12 protein-coding genes are annotated in these 16,522 nt (G+C 56.2%); 6 read left to right on the top strand and 6 right to left on the bottom strand.

Annotated elements, in window-relative coordinates; genetic code table 11:
• The first annotated feature begins 2 nt into the window (after positions 1-2).
• Positions 3-1,286, top strand: a complete 1,284-nt coding sequence (locus tag B1H58_RS12655; protein ID WP_085070798.1) for a purine-cytosine permease family protein — start codon at positions 3-5, stop codon at positions 1,284-1,286.
• A gap of 52 nt (positions 1,287-1,338) precedes the next feature.
• Here B1H58_RS12655 and uraA read toward each other — a convergent pair whose 3' ends face one another.
• Entirely contained in the window at positions 1,339-2,622 is a 1,284-nt protein-coding gene (uraA, locus tag B1H58_RS12650; protein WP_085070797.1) for a uracil permease, read from the bottom strand.
• A gap of 61 nt (positions 2,623-2,683) precedes the next feature.
• The gene (gene upp / locus B1H58_RS12645) at positions 2,684-3,310 is read right to left on the bottom strand and encodes a uracil phosphoribosyltransferase (RefSeq protein ID WP_085070795.1); all 627 of its coding nucleotides are present in this window, start codon (positions 3,308-3,310) and stop codon (positions 2,684-2,686) included.
• Positions 3,311-3,533: 223 nt separating this feature from the next.
• Between upp and purM the strand changes: the two genes are divergently transcribed.
• Both purM and purN read left to right on the top strand, forming a co-directional pair.
• On the top strand, positions 3,534-4,571 hold the full coding sequence (gene purM, locus B1H58_RS12640; protein ID WP_085070793.1) for a phosphoribosylformylglycinamidine cyclo-ligase: 1,038 nt from the start codon (positions 3,534-3,536) through the stop codon (positions 4,569-4,571).
• Positions 4,568-5,206, top strand: a complete 639-nt coding sequence (purN, locus tag B1H58_RS12635; RefSeq protein WP_085070791.1) for a phosphoribosylglycinamide formyltransferase — start codon at positions 4,568-4,570, stop codon at positions 5,204-5,206. The genes purM and purN overlap by 4 nt, the downstream gene beginning before the upstream one ends.
• 61 nt (positions 5,207-5,267) lie before the next feature.
• Here purN and pstB read toward each other — a convergent pair whose 3' ends face one another.
• From pstB to B1H58_RS12620, 3 genes are read right to left on the bottom strand one after another with little or no spacing between them, the layout of a single operon-like run.
• Entirely contained in the window at positions 5,268-6,035 is a 768-nt protein-coding gene (gene pstB / locus B1H58_RS12630; protein ID WP_085070789.1) for a phosphate ABC transporter ATP-binding protein PstB, read from the bottom strand.
• A gap of 11 nt (positions 6,036-6,046) precedes the next feature.
• The gene (gene pstA, locus B1H58_RS12625) at positions 6,047-7,696 is read right to left on the bottom strand and encodes a phosphate ABC transporter permease PstA (protein WP_085070787.1); all 1,650 of its coding nucleotides are present in this window, start codon (positions 7,694-7,696) and stop codon (positions 6,047-6,049) included.
• Entirely contained in the window at positions 7,693-9,825 is a 2,133-nt protein-coding gene (locus tag B1H58_RS12620) for an ABC transporter permease subunit (RefSeq protein ID WP_085070785.1), read from the bottom strand. The genes pstA and B1H58_RS12620 overlap by 4 nt, the downstream gene beginning before the upstream one ends.
• Before the next feature lie 151 nt (positions 9,826-9,976).
• Between B1H58_RS12620 and ppk1 the strand changes: the two genes are divergently transcribed.
• From ppk1 to tehB, 3 genes are read left to right on the top strand one after another with little or no spacing between them, the layout of a single operon-like run.
• On the top strand, positions 9,977-12,037 hold the full coding sequence (gene ppk1 / locus B1H58_RS12615) for a polyphosphate kinase 1 (protein WP_085070783.1): 2,061 nt from the start codon (positions 9,977-9,979) through the stop codon (positions 12,035-12,037).
• A 6-nt stretch (positions 12,038-12,043) separates the two neighbouring features.
• Positions 12,044-13,570, top strand: coding sequence for an exopolyphosphatase (gene ppx / locus B1H58_RS12610; RefSeq protein ID WP_085070781.1), 1,527 nt, complete (start codon positions 12,044-12,046; stop codon positions 13,568-13,570).
• 58 nt (positions 13,571-13,628) lie between these two features.
• Complete coding sequence (tehB, locus tag B1H58_RS12605) at positions 13,629-14,231, top strand: tellurite resistance methyltransferase TehB (RefSeq protein WP_085070780.1); 603 nt, start codon at positions 13,629-13,631, stop codon at positions 14,229-14,231.
• On the opposite strand, the gene B1H58_RS12600 is transcribed toward tehB, so the two are convergent.
• Positions 14,232-16,442, bottom strand: coding sequence for a sensor domain-containing phosphodiesterase (locus B1H58_RS12600; RefSeq protein ID WP_237172379.1), 2,211 nt, complete (start codon positions 16,440-16,442; stop codon positions 14,232-14,234).
• Positions 16,443-16,522: the final 80 nt, after the last annotated feature.

Genomic DNA, 16,522 nt, shown 5'->3' with positions numbered 1-16,522 from the left:
TCATGATAAAAATAGATGATTTTCCGCTGACGCGGGTACCGCAGAATAAAAAAGTTTCCTTCCTGAGCGTCGCTATCGTGCATATGGGCATGCTGACCGCCCTTGATCAGTTTATGCTGGGCGCGGTGCTGGGCCACTCTATGACGCTGGGCGACGCCTTTATCGCCATTGCCGTCGGCAGCCTGATTTTCGGCGTTGTGACTTTCGGTCTTGGTTATGCCGGGATGCGCGAAGGCATTTCTGGTAGCCTGCTGGCGCGCTGGTGCGGCTTCGGCCGTCTGGGTTCGGTGTTGATAGGCCTGATTGTCGCTGTCAGTCTGCTGGGCTGGTTTGGCATTCAGAATGCAATTTTTGCCAAGTCGCTGGATGTGGCGTTTGGCAACCGTCTGGGCTTCGGCTGGTCGGCCGCGCTTTCCGGCAGCGTACTCACCATTCTGGTGACCTTCGGCTTTCGCGCGCTGCGTATCGCCGCCCGTATCGCGGTGCCGCTGTTTATCGCTCTTGTCGGCTGGGTTTCGTGGGTTACGCTCTCCGGGCATGACCTGCACCAGGCTATCCAACGAGCGCCCGCTGGCGATGCGATGTCAATTAGCGCCGGGATTACCATTGTTGTCGGCGGTGCTATCGTTGCCAGCCTGATGACCCCCGATTTAACCCGTTACTCGCGCAATAGTGGCCAGGTGCTGGGTATTACGCTGCTGACCATTATCGCCGGTGAATTCATCATCAACGGTCTGGCGATCCTGATTGCGAAAAGCCTCAGCACCGATGACGTGGTGTCAATTATGTCGCTGGGCGCGGGCGGTTTGGGCATGATGGTGGTGGTGTTCTCTACCCTGCGCGTAAACGATTTGAATCTTTACTCTTCTTCATTAGGCATCGTTAACGCCATTGAAGGCTTAACCGGCCATAAGTGGAGATATGCCCCCACCACGCTGGCTATTGGCGTGCTGGGTACTACGATGTCGGTGCTGGGGATCCTCGATCGCTTTGTCGATTTTCTTACCGTGCTGGGCGTGGTATTCCCGCCAGTGATCGGCATTATGCTGATAGACTACTTCCTGCTGCGTACCCATCGTCAGGCGCTGGATGAGAGCCGTGGTAACGGCAGACTGCCGGACACTACGCCAGCCATAGGCCTCCCGGCAATTATCGCCAGCGTCATCGGTGCGGCGGTTGGCCTGCTTAGCAACTGGGGCGTGCCGACGATCACCTCTCTGGTGGTGGCCTGCGTGGTTTACTGGCTCTCCAGTCGCCTGTTTACGCGACGTCTGGCAGTGGCCTGAGCAGCGCAGCGTTAAAAAAGGCGCCCCGGGGCGCCTTTTCTGCTTCTGGAATTTACTCCGGCGATTTATCCGGTGCGTCCAGAATGACTTCTTCCGGGCGCAGCACGTTAATCACTTTAAAAATCAGGCTCAGCGCCACGCCAACTATCGTTGCCAGCGCCATACCTTTCAGTTCAGCCGCGCCGATATGTACCTTCGCTCCGCTGACGCCAATAATCAAAATTACCGAGGTCAGGATCAGGTTTTGCGCCCTGTTATAGTCCACTTTTGATTCAATCAGTACGCGAATACCGGATGCGCCGATTACGCCATACAACAGCAGCGAAACCCCGCCCATCACCGGCACCGGAATTGCCTGAATCGCCGCTGCCAGCTTGCCGATGCAGGAGAGCAGAATAGCGATAATCGCCGCGCCGCCGATAACCCAGGTACTGTACACGCGGGTAATTGCCATCACCCCGATATTCTCACCGTAGGTGGTGTTCGGCGTTGAGCCGAAAAAGCCGGAAATAATAGTTGAGAAACCGTTGGCGAACATTGAGCGATGCAGCCCTGGATCGCGAATCAGATCTTTTTTCACGATATTCGCCGTGACCACCAGATGCCCGATATGCTCGGCGATAACCACCAGCGCAGCCGGGATAATCGTCAGCATCGCATACCATTCGAAGCGCGGCGTATAGAAAGTCGGCAGCGCGAACCACGGCGCAGCCTCAACCCCGCTCCAGTCTACTATGCCCATCGCCCATGACAGCAGATAGCCTGCCAGCACGCCGATCAGAATTGGAATGATGGCGAGAAAACCGCGAAACAGCACCGAACCAAACACGGTGACCGCCAGCGTCACCAGCGAAATTGTTACCGCAGTGCTATCGACCGTCGCGCCGCTGGCAGGCAGCAGGCCAGCCATATTCGCTGCAACGCCCGCCAGCTCCAGTCCGATAACGGCGACAATCGCGCCCATCGCCGCCGGAGGAAACATCACATCCAGCCAGCCGGTGCCGGCTTTTTTCACAATCAGCGCCACCAGACAAAACAGCACGCCGCACAAGATAAAACCGCCCAGCGCCACCTCATAACCAAGCGGCAGCAGTAGCAGCACCGGCGAGATAAAAGCAAAGCTGGAGCCTAAGTAGGCGGGGATTTTTCCTTTACAGATAAAGAGATAGAGCAAGGTACCGATGCCGTTAAACAACAGCACCGTGGCCGGATTGATATGAAACAGAACCGGCACCAGCACCGTAGCGCCGAACATCGCGAACAGATGCTGAAAACTGAGCGGTATCGTTTGCAGTAGCGGTGGGCGTTCGCTAACGCCAATCGCGCGACGAGTCATGGAGTATTCCTCTGGGCTGTTTTTTGGCAGAAAAAAGCCGACTCTGCGGTCGGCTGAATAGTTATTTGGTTCCGAAAATCTTATCGCCCGCGTCACCGAGACCGGGGATGATGTAGCCTTTCTCGTTCAGGCCACGATCGATAGAGGCGGTATAGAGCTCAACGTCCGGGTGCGCTTTTTCCAGCGCGGCGATACCTTCCGGTGCAGCCACCAATACCAGTACCTTGATTGAGTTACAGCCCGCTTTTTTTAGCAGATCGATCGTCGCAATCATCGAGCCGCCGGTGGCCAGCATGGGATCGACTACCAGCGCCATGCGTTCTTCGATGTTAGAAACCAGCTTCTGGAAATAAGGAACCGGCTCCAGCGTCTCTTCATCACGGTAAACGCCTACCACGCTGATGCGCGCGCTTGGCACATGCTCCAGCACCCCTTCCATCATGCCGAGACCGGCACGCAGGATCGGGACAACGGTGATTTTCTTGCCTTTGATCTGATCGATTTCTACCGGACCATTCCAGCCTTCAATGGTAACTTTTTCTGTTTCCAGATCGGCGGTGGCTTCGTAGGTCAGCAAACTCCCCACTTCAGATGCCAGTTCGCGAAAGCGCTTGGTGCTAATGTCTTGCTCACGCATCAGGCCCAGTTTATGTTTGACGAGCGGGTGTTTGACTTCCACGATCTTCATTGTTGTACTCCCGGAGTGTTGAGCGGAAAAAAAAATCGCCGGATTATACCGCCTTTTGCCTGCTGCGCCATATGCGATCGGGCAATAAACAGCAAAACCTCCGCGCTCTGTTAAGCATCATCTAAAATAAAGAATCTGCAACGCTGGCCTCGCAAACGTTTGCCTGCGCTGTTAGAATTGCGCCGCTTTAATTCAAACCGCAAAACCGCGTGGGGATTCCGCAGTGACCGACAAGACCTCTCTCAGCTATAAAGACGCCGGCGTTGATATTGATGCAGGCAACGCGTTAGTCGATCGTATTAAAGGCGTGGTAAAAAAGACCCGCCGTCCGGAAGTAATGGGTGGCCTCGGCGGTTTCGGCGCGCTTTGTGCGCTGCCGCAAAAATATCGCGAGCCGGTGCTGGTTTCCGGCACTGACGGCGTCGGCACCAAGCTGCGTCTGGCGATGGATCTGCAGCGCCACGACACCATCGGTATCGATCTGGTCGCCATGTGTGTTAACGATCTGGTGGTCCAGGGTGCTGAACCGCTGTTCTTCCTTGATTACTACGCCACCGGCAAGCTGGATGTCGATACCGCTTCCGCCGTTATCAGCGGGATCGCTGAAGGGTGTTTACAGTCGGGCTGCGCGCTGGTTGGCGGTGAAACCGCAGAGATGCCAGGCATGTACCACGGTGAAGATTACGATGTGGCAGGTTTTTGCGTCGGCGTGGTGGAAAAGTCAGAAATCATTGACGGCAGCAAAGTGCAGGATGGCGACGTGCTGATCGCCCTCGCCTCCAGCGGCCCGCACTCTAACGGCTACTCCCTGGTACGCAAAATTCTTGAAGTCAGCCAGACCGATCCGTTAAGCAAACAGCTCGACGGCAAGCCGCTGGCCGATCATCTGCTGGCACCGACGCGCATCTACGTTAAAAATATTCTTAACCTGATTGAGCAGGTCGATGTGCATGCCATCGCCCACCTTACCGGCGGCGGCTTCTGGGAAAATATTCCGCGCGTGCTGCCGGAAAATACTCAGGCAGTGATTGATGAAGCCAGCTGGCAATGGCCGGCGGTCTTTAACTGGCTGCAGCAGGCGGGCAACGTCAGCCGTCATGAGATGTACCGCACCTTTAACTGCGGCGTCGGCATGGTGATTGCGATAAGCGCTGCTGAAGCGGATAAAGCGGTTGAGCTGATGAACGCCGCAGGCGAACAGGCGTGGAAAATTGGCGTGATTAGCGCCTCTGACGCAGAAGAGCGTGTGGTTATCAAATGAAACGGCTGGTCGTGCTGATATCGGGTAACGGCAGTAATTTGCAGGCGATTCTCGATGCCTGTCAGCAGGGCCGGATCAACGCTCGCGTGGCGGCGGTTTTCAGCAATAAGGCCAACGCGTTTGGCCTTGAGCGCGCCCGCAGCGCGGGCGTTGCCGCCCATGCGCTTTCCTCGTCCGCTTATGAAACACGTGAAGATTTTGATCGCCAGCTTATCCGCGAGATTGATGCGTATGCGCCCGATCTGGTGGTGCTGGCGGGCTATATGCGTATCCTTAGCCCGGTTTTTGTCGCGCACTATCAGGATCGGCTGCTGAATATCCACCCTTCTCTGCTGCCAAAATATCCGGGCCTGCATACGCATCGCCAGGCAATCGCCAACGGCGACAGCGAACATGGTACCTCGGTGCATTTTGTTACTGACCAGCTGGACGGCGGCCCGGTGATCCTACAGGCCAGAGTGCCGGTGTTCAGCGGCGACAGCGAAGAAGAGGTCACCGCGCGCGTACAGCATCAGGAACATGCGATCTATCCGCTGGTAATTAACTGGTTCGTTGAGGGCCGCTTAGTGATGCGTGATAACTCCGCCTGGCTTGATGGCAAGCCACTTCCGCCCCAGGGCTACGCGGGCGATTAGTTTCTTCCGCCTTGCGTGCATAAACCCTCTTCCAGAGCCAGCCTGCTGGCTCTGTTCTTTTTCAGCCAAAACGCCCGGTTATATAATCCTCGGTGCGTCGCTGTCGCGGCGTGGTAAACAGCGTATCGGTATCAGCAAACTCCACCATCTTTCCCTGATGCATAAAAGCGGTATAGTCAGAGACGCGCGCCGCCTGCTGCATATTATGCGTTACCAGAATCAGCGTGAAATGCTGCTTCAGCGTGGTCATTAGCTCTTCAATCACCAGCGTGGAGATTGGGTCCAGCGCAGATGTCGGCTCGTCCAGCAGCAGCACTTCCGGCTCAATAGCAATGGCGCGCGCAATCACCAGCCGCTGCTGCTGACCGCTGGAAAGCGTCAGCGCATTTTGCCGCAGGCTATCTTTCACCTCAGGCCACAGCGCCGCAGCGCGCAGCGCCCGCTCCACCGCCTCGTTTAAAATACGTCGATCGCGCACGCCTTGCAGACGTAAACCATAAACCACATTTTCATAAATCGATTTAGGGAACGGATTGGGTCGCTGAAAAACCATGCCGACGCGCCGCCGCAGTGCCGAGAGATCGCCGCCGCGCTCGAGGATATTGCGCCGATCGAGCAGAACCTCGCCCTCAACGCGACAGTTATCAATCACATCGTTCATGCGGTTAAGGCAGCGCAGCAGCGTGGATTTACCACAGCCAGAGGGGCCAATAAGAGCGGTAATGCGATTTTTCGGGATCTGCAGGCTAACGGTATCCAGCGCCTGTTTGTCGCCATACCACAGGGAAAGATTATTGATGGTTAGCGCAGTGTCGATTTCAGCGGTCATGGTCCTCACCGTTATTGCACCAGCGAGCGATAACGCTCACGCAGGCGATGGCGTAAGGCCATCGCCGTAAGATTTAAGCCAAGAATAATGGTTACCAGCAGCAGCGCTGTGGCGTATACCAACGGACGATCGGCCTCGGCGTTGGGGCTTTGAAATGCCAGATCGTAAATCTGAAAGCCCAAATGCATAAACTTACGATCAAGATGCAGGTAAGGAAAAACGCCGTCTACCGGCAGTTCCGGGGCCATTTTCACCACGCCCACCAGCATCAGCGGTGCCGTTTCGCCCGCCGCGCGCGCCACGGCAAGAATCAATCCGGTCAGCATGGCGGGTAGCGCCAGCGGCAGGGTGACGTGCCACAGTGTTTCCGCGCGGGTCGCGCCCAGCGCCAGCGAGCCGTGCCGCAGGCTGGCAGGAATGCGCGACAGTCCCTCTTCGGTCGCAACAATCACCACCGGCAAGGTCAACAATGCCAGCGTTAGCGACGCCCACAGCAGACCCGGCGTACCAAAGGTGGGATTAGGCAGTGATGTCGCGTAAAAAAGCTGATCAATCGTGCCGCCAATCAGCCAGACGTAAAACCCAAGACCAAACACGCCATAAACAATCGACGGTACGCCCGCCAGGTTAACCACCGCAATACGCACCAGCCGGGTTAACGCATGCCGATCAGCATACTCATGCAGCCAGACGGCGGCCACTACCCCCAGCGGCATCACCACTACCGACATCAACAACACCATCAGCACAGTGCCGAAAATAGCCGGGAAAGCGCTGCCCTCGCCCGGGGAATCATCCGACGAAACGGCAACGAAATGCCACAGCTGCTGCAAAAAGTGTTGCCATTTTTGAACAAGCGTCATGGCGTTGGGATACCAGGCGTCGCGGATTTGTGCCAGGGGAATGCGGTGCAGCTGGCCGTTCGCATCACGCAGCATCAGCGTATTACGTGCACTCTCCTGTAACAGTGAAGCACGCCGCTCTGCCTGCCCGACAAACTGCCGCTGCAGTTCTGCACGATTCGCCATCAGCATCGATCTTTTCTGCTCATTATCATTGCCGCTGGCCTTCAGCTCTAACGCTTCGATTTCAAGCGCCTCAAGCTGCGCCGTGATATGCGACATTTCATGACGGCGGATGCGCTCGGCCTGCTCCAGCAACTGATGCGTTTGCTGCAGGCGCTCCTGCAGGGCGCGTTGCATATTCTGCGCCGTAAGCGGCTGCTGATTCTCATACAGACCGGCAAACCAGCCCAGCGCATCGCCGCCCACGCGCCGCTGTAGCATCAGCACCTCCGGCGGTTGTTCGCGGCGCTGAATATCACTTTCCAGCAGCGTGCGGAAATCAGAGGCGGAGACGTCGCGGTTGCCGGTTTTAATTAAGTAGCGCGTGACCTGCTCCGGCAACTGCTGCGCCTGCGGCAGACCGGCATCAATCAGCTGCTGACGCGACAGGCGCTGGGTGCTCACCACTTCGCCCAACAGCTGCGCCTCTCCGGCGGCGGGCTGGGCCAGCGTAAACAGTGTAACCGGCTGCGGCCAAAAATGGCGCAGCCCCTGCCAGGCCAGCAGCAGTAACAACAGCAGAAACGCCAGCAGGCTAAAGGTTACCGCGCCTGCCGTCAGCCAGCGCCAGCGATCGTTTTGCGTTAGCGCGCTCATCCCTGCCCCTCATGTTGACCATAACGACGACGCAAGCGCTGCCGCACCACTTCCGCCAGCGTATTCAAAATCAGCGTAAACACCAGCAGCACCAGCGCACTGAGAAACAGGATGCGATAATGCGCGCTGCCTGCCGCCGCTTCCGGCATCTCAACGGCAATATTGGCGGAAAGCGCACGCACGCCGTGAAACAGGCCGCCTTCGGTCACCGGCGTATTGCCGGTGGCCATCAATACAATCATGGTTTCTCCTACCGCCCGACCAAAGCCAATCATCAATGCGGCAAAAATTCCCGAGGCGGCGCTGGGCAAAATCACGCGTGAAAGGGTTTGCCACGCCGTGGCGCCCAGCGCCAGCGACCCCTGCCCCAGCGCAGCCGGAACGCTGAAAATGGCATCTTCCGCCAGGGTAAAAATCAGCGGCACCAGCGCAAAGCCCATCGCCAACGCAGCGATCAGAAGGTTACGCTGCTCGTAGCCGCCCGGCAGCCGCTCCGCCAGCGGTTTGCCCCATAGCGCGGTATCAGCCATCGGCATCAGCCACAGCGAGAGCGCGCTGACCAGCAGCAGCAGCGGCACCAGCAGCCAAACCTCGCGTCCCGGCGCATCCAGCAACCGCCAGCGCGACGGCAGACGCTTCAGCAGCGGTCCACACAGCAGCAATGTCGCCGCCAGGGCAATAGGCAATAGCAGCACGCCGGAAAGCCGGGCAGCAATCTGCGGCGCCAGCCACAGGCTGGCAAACAGGCCAACCACCACGCTGGGCAGCGCGCCCATCATCTCCATCGCCGGTTTGATCCAGCGACGTAGCGCCGGCGACATAAACCAGGCGGTGTAGATGGCGGCAGCCAGCGCCAGCGGCGTAGCAAACAGCATTGCCAGCGCAGCCGCCTTCAGCGTACCCGCCACCATCGGCACCAGACTGAATTTCGCCTGATAAGGATCGTCAACCGCCGTCGATTGCCAGACCCAGTCCGGCTGCGGATAATTTTCATACCAGACTTTTTGCCACAGGTTTTGCAGGCTAATATCGGGCCAGGGATTGTCGATGCGCCAGTATTGCCAGCCGTCAGTGCGTTCGATCAGCAATCCATCGCCCGGCGGCGCAAATTGCGCCTGCTGTACGCCTTCGCCCAGCGCGTGGCGAAAGAAAACGCCCTCTCGCTTGCTGGCGAACATCTGAAGTTCGCCGGCGGCGCTGATGGTGGCAAACACCCGGCGCTGCGGCTCGGTAATCAGCTGGTGCTGCGCGCGCGCGCCAGCAAAATCCCGGATACGATGCAAATGCACGCCCCGTTCATCGGCAATATCAAACCACTGGCTGATGCCGCGTTCGTCAGCCAGCAGCAGCGAACGTCCGCCGCTCAGCAAAGCCATCTGGCGTGGCGGATGCGTCAGCGGAAAGGTATCGCGTAGCGTGACCTGTTGGCCGTTTATCTGCCAGACGCGTAAGCTGTGCTCGCTGGTGGCAAACAGCAACGAGCCGTTGGGCGCCAGCAACAGCTGATTAACCGGCCCGCTGGCCAGCATATCGCTCTGCATCGGCTGCCCGGCCTGTAAGCGCAGCAGCCGGATATGCTGCCCATCGCTGAGCGCCGCCAGCCACTGCTGCGCGCCGCTGGCTGCCAGGGTCGCCAGGGTAAAGCCGCTGCCGCCGCTGTCAAAAACGCTATCGCCCAGCGGAAACTTCCAGTTCGGCATCGCGTCCGCAGCGCTAAAGTCAGGTTGGACCAGTCGGAAATTGCCATCGGGCTGTAACAGCAGTAGGCTGCTGTTATCGGCGGTCGCCGCGCTCACTACCGGCCCGCGTGCCAGCTGTAAAGGTGGCTCAGGCGCAGCGCCGTTCAGCGGAAAAAAGCGGCCTTCGCCCTGGCTATCGATACGCCAGCCCCAGCCCTGATTAACACCCAGCGCGACGGCAGGCTGTGCCGAAAGCGCGGGCTGCGACGGCCCCGCTTGCATGGACGGCGTGGCAAACAGTGGCATCACTACCCACAGCAGCCAGACAAACAGCAGCATCATGACCAGCAGCACGCTGACGCCACAGGCAGCGATCGCACGCGCGGTCAGGCGGTCAACATAACGCCGGGTACGGTTGCTGTAGTTGACGGGAATATGGTTATCGATCATCGTGCCTGCGGATTCCTTGTATTGAAGCCGCTATGTTGCCCGTAGCTCACTGATATGACAACCATTGAGGTTAGACATTGCTGCCATACTCTCGCCATAATGAAATCGGAAACTGGATACCCTCGTCTCAAATCAGCACAACGGAGCCATAATGGGTCAGGAAAAGCTTTACATAGAAAAAGAACTGAGCTGGTTATCCTTTAATGAACGTGTACTGCAGGAAGCCGCAGACAAGACCAACCCGCTAATCGAGCGCATGCGCTTTCTGGGCATCTATTCGAATAACCTGGAAGAGTTTTATAAGGTGCGCTTTGCCGACCTGAAGCGGCGCATTTTGATTGGCGAGGAACAGGGGTCGCCCAACACGCCGCGTCATCTGCTAAAGAAAATTCAGCAGCGCGTCCTGCGGGCCGATCAGGAGTTCGATGGTTTATATAACGATCTGCTGCTGGAGATGGCGCGTAATCAGATCTTCCTGATTAACGAGCGGCAGCTGTCGCCTAATCAGCAAAGCTGGCTGCGTCACTACTTTAAGCATGAGCTACGCCAGCATGTGACGCCGATTCTGATTAATCACGATACCGATCTGATTGAGTTCCTGAAGGATGATTACACCTATCTGGCAGTGGAGATTATTCGCGGCGAAGATATCCGCTATGCCCTGCTGGAAATCCCCTCTGATAAAGTCCCGCGCTTTGTTAATCTGCCCGCAGAGTCGCCGCGCCGCCGCAAGCCGATGATCCTGCTGGATAACATTTTGCGTTACTGCCTGGACGATATTTTCAAAGGCTTTTTTGACTACGACGCGCTTAACGCCTATTCCATGAAAATGACGCGTGACGCCGAGTACGATCTGGTTACCGAAATGGAATCGAGCCTGCTGGAACTGATGTCCTCCAGCCTCAAACAGCGTCTTACCGCCGAGCCTGTGCGCTTTGTTTATCAGCGCGATATGCCCAATGCAATGGTTGAGCTGCTGCGTAATAAGCTGAATATCTCTAATTACGACTCTATCGTCCCAGGCGGGCGTTATCATAATTTCAAAGATTTCATCAGCTTTCCGAACGTGGGCAAAACCAATCTGGTGAACAAGCCGATGCCGCAGCTACGGCATATCTGGTTCGATGGCTTTCGCAACGGTTTCGATGCGATCCGTAATCATGACGTGCTGCTTTATTATCCTTACCACACCTTTGAACATGTGCTGGAGCTGCTGCGTCAGGCATCATTCGATCCCAGCGTGCTGGCGATTAAAATTAATATTTATCGCGTAGCAAAGAACTCACGCATTATCGATGCGATGATCCACGCCGCCTATAACGGCAAAAAAGTGACGGTGGTGGTAGAGCTGCAGGCGCGTTTTGATGAAGAGGCCAACATTCACTGGGCCAAGCGCCTCACCGAAGCGGGCGTGCATGTGATCTTCTCGGCACCGGGCCTGAAAATTCACGCCAAACTGTTCCTGATTTCGCGCCGTGAAGGCGATGAAATTGTGCGCTATGCCCATATCGGCACCGGTAATTTCAATGAGAAAACCGCGCGCATTTATACCGACTACTCCCTGCTTACCGCCGATGCGCGTATCACCAATGAGGTACGCCGGGTATTTAACTTTATTGAAAACCCCTATCGCCCGGTAAGCTTTGATTATCTGATGGTGTCGCCGCAGAACTCGCGCCGCATGCTCTATCAACTGATTGATGAAGAAATTGCCAACGCGCAGCAGGGTATCCCGGCAGGGATTACACTGAAAGTGAATAACCTGGTTGATAAGGGGCTGGTGGACCGTTTGTATACCGCTTCCAGCGTGGGCGTGAAAGTGAATCTGCTGGTGCGCGGCATGTGTTCACTGATCCCTAATCTTGACGGGATCAGCGACAATATTCGCGTAACCAGCATTGTTGATCGCTATCTGGAGCACGATCGGGTTTATATTTTTGATAACGGCGGTGATAAAAAAGTCTTTCTCTCCTCCGCCGACTGGATGACGCGCAATATTGATTACCGCATCGAAGTGGCGGTGGCCATCCTTGATCCTGTTCTGAAACAGCGCGTGCTGGATATTATTGCCATCCTGTTAAGTGATACTGTAAAAGCCCGCATTATTGATAAAGAACTGAGTAACCGTTATGTGCCGCGTGGAAACCGCCGTAAGGTGCGAGCGCAGCAGGCCATTTACGAATACATCAAATCTCTGGAACAACCTGAATAACTCACTATGCCGATATCCCATAAGAATATGCCACGACCGCAAGAATTTGCCGCTATTGACCTCGGTTCCAATAGCTTTCACATGGTCATTGCCCGCGTGGTGGATGGCGCAATGCAGGTGCTGGGGCGTCTGAAACAGCGCGTGCACCTGGCGGACGGGCTGGGCGCGGATAACGTGCTGAGCGAAGAAGCTATCCAGCGCGGACTTAGCTGTCTGGCGCTGTTTGCCGAGCGTCTGCAAGGCTTCAGCGCCTCGAACGTGACCATTGTCGGTACGCATACGCTACGTCAGGCGGTTAATGCAGAAGATTTTCTGCGGCGCGCGGCGGAAGTGATCCCCTACCCGATTGAAGTGATCTCCGGTCATGAAGAGGCGCGCCTGATTTTTATGGGCGTTGAGCATACGCAGCCGGAAAAGGGCCGCAAGCTGGTGATTGATATCGGCGGCGGCTCTACCGAGCTGGTCATCGGGGAAGATTTTGAACCCAAGCTGGTAGAGAGCCGCCGTATGGGCTGCGTCAGCTTCGCCAATCTCTACTTTCCCGGCGGTGTGATTAGTCAGGAAAATTTCCGCCGGGCGCGTCTGGCTGCGGCGCAAAAACTGGAAACGCTGGCCTGGCAATATCGGCTGCTTGGCTGGCAATACGCGCTGGGCGCTTCCGGCACCATCAAGGCCGCTTGCGAAGTGCTGCAGGCGATGGGCGAAAAAGAGAAACAGGTGACGCCGGAGCGGCTTGAAAGGTTGTATGACGAAGTGATGAAGCACAAATCCTTCGCCGCGCTGAGCCTGCCTGGGTTGTCGGAAGAGCGGAAAGCAGTATTTGTGCCGGGCCTGGCAATCCTTTGCGGCGTATTTGATGCGCTGGCAATCCGCGAGCTGCGTCTTTCCGACGGCGCGTTGCGCGAAGGGGTGCTGTATGAAATGGAAGGCCGCTTCCGCCATCAGGATATTCGTAGCCGTACCGCGCAGAGCCTGGCAAATCACTACAATATCGACAGCGATCAGGCGCGACGCGTCCTGGAAACCACCGATGAACTCTGGCAACAGTGGCGCGATCAAAATCCCCGACTGGCTAATCCGCAGCTCGCATCGCTGCTGCAGTGGGCGGCACTGCTGCACGAAGTCGGCTTGACCATCAACCACAGCGGTATGCAGCGCCACTCGGCCTATATCCTGCAAAACACCAACCTGCCCGGTTTTAATCAGGATCAACAATTGCTGCTGGCTACGCTGGTACGCTATCACCGTAAAGCGATCAAGAGCGACGATCTGCCGCGTTTTACGCTGTTTAAAAAGAAACAGATCCTGCCGCTGGTGTTTTTGCTGCGTCTTGGCACGCTGCTGAATAATCAGCGCCAGGCGACCAACCGCCCGGAGCGGCTGACGTTGACCACCAACGAAGGGCACTGGACGCTGCGCTTCCCGGCCGGATATTTCAGCCAGAATACGCTGGTCCAGCTCGATTTAGAGCGTGAGCAGGCGTACTGGGAGGATGTTTCCGGCTGGAAGCTGGTGATAGAAGAAGAGGCGTAAAGCACGCCGGCGAATTCGGGCGGCGCTTCCTCCGCCCGCATCAACCAGAAAAAAGAAGATGACGATACGTCCGGATAACTATTTTACTGAAAAATATCAGCTTACCGCCACGCACTCCGAAGTGGTGGCGGCGTTACCTTTCCTGACGCCAGGAAAAGCGCTGGATGTAGGCTGCGGCAGCGGACGCAACAGCCTGTGGCTGAATATGAAAGGGTTTGAGGTCACCGCCTGGGATAAAAATCCGCAAAGCATTGAGCGGCTGAACCAGATCATTGCCGCCGAAGCGATCAGCGGCATTGAAACGCAGGTTACCGATCTCAACAGCGTACGTTTTAACGGCGCGTATGATTTTATTCTTTCCACCGTCGTGATGATGTTTTTACAGCCGGAAACCATTCCGCAGCTGATTGCCGATATGCAGGCCAGCACCGTCAAAAACGGCTATAACCTGATTGTTGCCGCGATGGATACGGACGACTATCCCTGCCCGATCCCCTTCCCTTTCACCTTTAAATCAGGTGAATTGAGCAACTACTACCGCCAATGGCAGATTATCAAATATAACGAGCATGTCGGTCAGCTGCACAGAACGGATGAGAACGGCAACCGCATTAGCCTGCGATTCGCCACGCTGCTGGCAAAAAAGGCGCCGGCAGAATAATCAGCTCTCTGTCAGCGTGGTTAGCGGCTGTGGCTCGCTGATGGCGAAGCCCTGTAAATAGTCGATGCCCAGCCCGCGCAGCGCAGCCGCGACCGCATCTGATTCAACGCACTCCGCCACTATCTGCATCCGCTTCAGCCGGGCGACGCGGCAGATAGATTCAATAATCTGATAGTCCAGCGGGCTGTGCAGCATATTCTGGATAAAGCTACCGTCGATTTTCAGCATATCAGCCTGCAGGGTTTTCAACTGCAGGTAGCTGGCATAGCCCGCGCCGAAGTTATCAATCGCAATGCGGCATCCCAATCGACGCAGCGAATTAATGGTGCGATAGCCTGCTGAGAAGTGCCTGTTTCCTGCGGCCTCACTGATTTCCAGAATCAGCTGCCACGGCTCAACCTGATGCTGTTTAAGCAACAGCTCCAGATCGCTGACAAAGTGCGGACGATAAAGGCTGGCGGCATGAATATTGATAGCAAAACGCATCGCCGGCAAACACGCCCGGCTGCTATCGATAAAGCTCAGCGCATGATTTAATACCCAGCGATCCATTTCCCATGTCAGACCAAACTCCTGCACTATCGGTAAAAAATGCTCTGGCGCCAGCTGCTCCCCCTGCGTATTCACCAGCCTCAGCAGCAGCTCATGGTAATCATCGCCGCGTAAGCCCTCAATACGCTGCGCCATCATCACAAAACGCTCGTTATCCAGCGCCTGCTGAACTTCATCCAGCAGGGCCAGCTTTTCTTTCACCAGGCGCTGAGCGGTAATGTTGTCCTGCTGCAAGTTTTCCGGCTGATGGCTACGCAGAGAAATTTCAGCCATTTCACTAAGCTGTCCCAGCAGCCGTGGCAAATTACTTACCGGCGGCACTATATGACAAAAGCTGATGCCGATATCGGGCTGTAACGGCAATCCCTGCCAGCGCAAACTGTAGCGTTCGATGCGGCTACTTATCTGTTCAATGCGCGTCTCATAGGTGGCTTTGTCCAGGCGCAGCGCCAGCGCAAAGCCAGGCAAATGGTAAATCACCTCTTTGGGCTGCAACAATGGCTGTAGATAGGCCGCCAGCCGACGCTTATATTCAACGCGCAGATCCAGCCCCCAGGTTCGGCTAAGGCGATCGAGTTCGGGAATGCGTAAAAAACAGAGCGTGGAGGAAGCCTGCTGCGCCAGCATCGCTTTAAGCGCACGCAGATTCGGCAGATCCACGACCGGATCCACCAGCGCCGCCTCGCGTGATTTCTTGATCAGCCTGCGCTGGCGCACGCCGTTGACGCCAATAAAATACAGAATCAACGACCATATCAGCAGATTAGTGGTATTGAGGGCCAGGTGCAGCGACAGTTCGGGCTGGGTACGAAACTGATAGAGTAAAATCAGCACCAGCGACCATGCCAGCGCGGAGATGAGATAGCCGAAGCGCGCTGATGCCCATAGCATGACGGGCAGCAGTAGCAGTAAGGCAAAGTCTCTGATTGCCTGATTATGCTGCTCGCGATTCATTAACATCAACAGGATAAGCAGCGAGGTCAGCAAAATCAGCCAGATCCTGATTTCTACAGCGCTCACGTTTTCTGCGATCTGCTGGCGCAACAGGTTAACCTGACGGGAAAAGTAGCGCGTATGGCGAAAACAGCGGATCGCCATATAGTAAAGCGGCAGGATCGCCACACAGGATATCAGGATGGCCTGATAGTTAATCAGCGTGCGTAACGTCAACGGATTGCGGTTGAAAATCGAGAGGGCCACCGGGATAACTTTCATCGTTACCATCGTTTGCAGCAAAAAAACCAGTAGCGTTGGCAGAAGAAAGCCGATCCAGAACAGTCGCATTAAGCCCAGCCCTTGCGTACCGGGTGTCGCCCCCCATCTGCGTCCAGCCCAGATGCGGTAGCCCAGCCAGCAGATGCTGATTGCGCTGACAAACAGGATGCAGGTGATCAGCGCGGGCCCTGGCGAAAAAATCATTAAATAATGCCATAAAAGCGCCAGCGTAATGCCAGGCAATGCCGCCCAGTCAAACACCATCAGCAATGCCACCGTTAACGTCACCGGTAAAAATAACAGATAAACCGGACCGTCTGGCAGCAGCAGCTTGACCGATAAAGCGCTGGAAAGCGGCATCAGCAATAATGCCAGCCATAACGGGACGCCCCACCAGCAGCGTCGGAATTGACTAAGCGATGACAGGTTATATCCGGTAAACAAAACGGCCCCTTCGGAATGATAAAGCGCGCAGCGAATGCTGCCTAAAGCAAAACCGCTCTCATACTAAGTTCCGGCAGGCT

It is taken from the genome of Pantoea alhagi (assembly GCF_002101395.1).
In the GTDB taxonomy this organism is placed as follows: domain Bacteria; phylum Pseudomonadota; class Gammaproteobacteria; order Enterobacterales; family Enterobacteriaceae; genus Mixta; species Mixta alhagi.
Note: the sequence above shows the minus strand (reverse complement) of the source record. Positions and strands in the feature narration are given on the sequence as shown.